General features: G+C 73.8%; 4 protein-coding genes. All 4 read right to left on the bottom strand.

Features of this window, described 5'->3' with window-relative positions:
* Window positions 1-629: TetR/AcrR family transcriptional regulator (locus BN2279_RS07660; RefSeq protein WP_059007770.1), on the bottom strand; the 629-nt coding region annotated here is incomplete at its 3' end.
* Between the two features lie 50 nt (window positions 630-679).
* Window positions 680-1474, bottom strand: a complete 795-nt coding sequence (locus BN2279_RS07665; RefSeq protein ID WP_059007773.1) for an enoyl-CoA hydratase family protein — start codon at window positions 1472-1474, stop codon at window positions 680-682.
* A 19-nt stretch (window positions 1475-1493) separates the two neighbouring features.
* The gene (locus BN2279_RS07670; RefSeq protein WP_059007774.1) at window positions 1494-2654 is read right to left on the bottom strand and encodes an acyl-CoA dehydrogenase family protein; all 1161 of its coding nucleotides are present in this window, start codon (window positions 2652-2654) and stop codon (window positions 1494-1496) included.
* Window positions 2651-3237: acetyl-CoA carboxylase biotin carboxyl carrier protein subunit (locus BN2279_RS07675; protein ID WP_324612827.1), on the bottom strand; the 587-nt coding region annotated here is incomplete at its 5' end. The genes BN2279_RS07670 and BN2279_RS07675, both read right to left, overlap by 4 nt.

Genomic DNA, 3237 nt, shown 5'->3' on the forward strand with positions numbered 1-3237 from the left:
GGGGTCAGGGCTGTGTCCAGGACCGCCGCCCACTGGCGGATGATCCGGCGGCGGCGGCGTGTGTCGTCGGTGAGCAGGTTCGCCAGGCCGAGGCCGCGTGCCATGTCCAGGGTCGCCTGGATCATCTCCCGGACGCCCGGGACGGATTCGTCCACGCCCAGCAGTTCGACGGCGGCCTGGTGCACCATGCGGCCGGTGCGGGCCTCCAACGGCACGACCAGCTCCCGCAGTTGCGGGTCGGCCGAGGCCGCGACCCACAGCTCCAGGGCGGCGCGGAACGGGACGCCGATGAACCAGCTCACGATCAGCTCGACCACGGCCTCGGTGGGCAGCGTGCCGATCTCCAGCCGCTCCAGCTCGCGTTCGATCTCCGCCGCGCGGACCCGCGTGACGTGCTCGACGGCGGCGGTGATCAGGGACTCGCGGGTCGGGAAGTGGTGCTGCGCGGCACCCCGGGAGACCCCGGCGCGTTCGGCGACGACCGTGACCGTGCTGCCCGTCCAGCCCATCTCCACCAGGCACTCCACCGCCGCGTCCAGCAGCCGCCCGCGGGTGACGCGGCTGCGGTCCTGCTGCGGCGCGCGGCGCGGCGCCGCCGTTCTCAGGCCGGTGGGCGGAGTGTTCGGCATGATCCCATTGTGACCCTTCCGCCGTCCGGTAACGGAACGGCCATCCCGGCTCAGCGGTCGCCGGTCGCGTCCGAGGCCCACCGGGGCGGGCGTTTCTCCAGCCAGGCGAGAACGCCCTCGCGGGCCTCGTCCGAGCCGAAGAGCCGGGCCGACTGCTCCCGCACGGCCTCGCCCTGCTCGTCGAACGCGCGCAGCACCGCGCGGGTGGTGAGCTTCTTGGTCTCGGCCAGGCCCTGCGGCGAGCAGCGGCGGAAGGCGTCGAGGTACGCGCCCAGCGCGGTGTCCACGTCCGCCGCGGCCTCGGTGACGAGCCCGATCCGTTCGGCGGTGGCGGCGTCGAACGTGGCGCCGGTCAGGAACCAGCGGGCGGCGGCCCGTTCCGGCATGCGGGACAGCGTCGTCAGGGAGATGATCGCGGGGGCCAGGCCGAGGCGGGCCTCGGTGAACGCGAAGGTGGCCGAGGGGCCGGCGACGGCCAGGTCGCAGGCCCCGAGCAGGCCGAGGCCACCGGCGCGGACGTGGCCGTCCACGCGGGCGACGACCGGCTTGGGCAGTTCCACGATCTGCCGCAGCAGCTCCAGCAGGCGCGCGGTGCCCCGCGCCGGGCCCTCCTCCTTGGCCGCCTCGGACAGGTCGGCGCCCGCGCAGAACGTGGTGCCGGTGTGGGCGAGGACGACGGCCCGCACGCCGGGGTCGGCGGCGGCGGTGGCCAGGTGGTCGGCGAGTTCGCCGACGAGCCGGGCGGACAGCGCGTTGCGGTTGGCGGGCGAGTCGAGGGTGAGCGTGGCGACGGCCCGGTCGAGGGCGTACGTCACGACGGGAGGCTGCGCGTCGTTCGCGGTCATATCGGCATCCGGGGGCATATCAGTAGGACTTCGGCAGGTTGAGGCTGAACTGGGCGACGAAGTTCAGGATCATCTCACGGCTGACCGGCGCGACGCGGGCGATGCGGGCGGCGGCCAGCAGGGACGCCAGGCCGTACTCGGTGGCCAGCCCGTTCCCGCCGTGCGTCTGGATGGCCTGGTCCACGGCGCGGATGCTGGCCTCGGCGGCGGCGTACTTCGCCATGTTGGCGGCCTCGGCGGCGCCCATCTCGTCGCCCGCGTCGTAGAGCGCGCCCGCCTTCTGCGTCATCAGCCGGGCGAGTTCGATCTCGATCTTGATCTGGGCGAGCGGGTGGGAGACGCCCTGGTGGGAGCCGATGGGGGCGCCCTTGAAGACGGCGCGCTCGGTGGCGTAGGCGGTGGCCCGGTCCAGCGCGTAGCGGCCGATGCCGGTGGCGAGGGCGGAGGCGAGGACCCGTTCGGGGTTGAGCCCGGCGAAGAGCTGGGCGAGCGCGGCGTCCTCCTCGCCGATGAGGGCCTCGGCGGGCAGCCGCACATCGTCCAGATAGAGCATGAACTGCCGCTCCGGCATGATGATGTCCATGTCGATCGGCCGGTACTCGAAGCCGGGCGCGTCGGTGGGGACGGCGAAGAGCACGGGCTTGAGCTTGCCCGTGGCCGCGTCCTCGGTGCGGCTGACGACGAGGACGTGATCGGCCTGGTCGACGCCGGAGATGAAGACCTTCCGGCCGCTGAGCAGCCAGTCGCCGCCGTCGCGCCGCGCGGTGGTGGTGATCTTGTGGGAGTTGGACCCGGCGTCGGGTTCGGTGATGCCGAACGCCATGATGCCGGTGCCGTTCGCGATGCCGGGCAGCCAGCGCTGCTTCTGCGCGGGGGTGCCGAAGCGGGAGATGATGGTGCCGCAGATGGCCGGGGAGACCACCAGCATCAGCAGCCCGCAGCCGGCCGCGCTCAACTCCTCCTGCACGATGGCCAGCTCGTAGATCCCGGCGCCGCCTCCGCCGTACTCCTCGGGGAGGTTGACGCCGAGGTAGCCGAGTTTGCCCGCCTCCTGCCACAGTTCGCGCAGCGGTTCGTGCTCGCGGGCGCGGGCGGTGGCGTAGCGGAAGCCGTAGCGGCTGCCGAGTTGGGCGACCGCCTCGCGCAGGGCGCGCTGCTCGTCGGTCTCGGTGAAGTTCACGCGGACTCCTGGGAGTTCTGGCCGGCGCTGCCGCCGGTGCTGTCGGCGGGCCTGCCGGTGACGACGGCGAGCACGGTGCCCACGTCGACCTGCCGGCCGACGGCGACGGAGAGTTCGGTCAGTACGCCGTCGGCGGGGGCGTCGATCCGGTGCTGCATCTTCATCGCCTCCAGCCACATCAGCGGCTGTCCGGCGGTGACGGCGTCGCCGGGCGCGGCGTCCACCCGGACCACCGTGCCGGGCATGGGGGCCAGCAGGGACCCGGGCGGGACCTGATCGACGGGGGTGGGGAAGCGGGCGACGGCGGTCAGGGCGACGGGCCCGAGCGGCGAGTCGACGTACGTTCCGTCGCCGTGGCGGGCCACGGTGAACGCGCGGCGCACGCCCGCGACGTCGAGGACGACGCGGCCGGGTGCGGCGTCCACCAGGGTGACGTCGTCGTGGCCGTCGGCGACGAGCCCGGCGCGGGTGAGCCGGTAGGCGACGGTGATCTCGCCGTCCCGGGTGGCGTACGTCGTGCGCTGCGGGTGGGAGGGGACGTTGCGCCAGCCACACAACTGCCGCTGGCGGCGCGGGGGGTGGG

Origin of the sequence: Streptomyces specialis (genome assembly GCF_001493375.1) — a bacterium.
In the GTDB taxonomy this organism is placed as follows: Bacteria; Actinomycetota; Actinomycetes; order Streptomycetales; family Streptomycetaceae; genus Streptomyces; species Streptomyces specialis.

Excerpts from the sequence above, each read along its gene's own strand:
- BN2279_RS07665 (WP_059007773.1), bottom strand. The coding sequence starts at position 1,474 with ATGACCGCGAACGACGCGCAGCCTCCCGTCGTGACGTACGCCCTCGAC.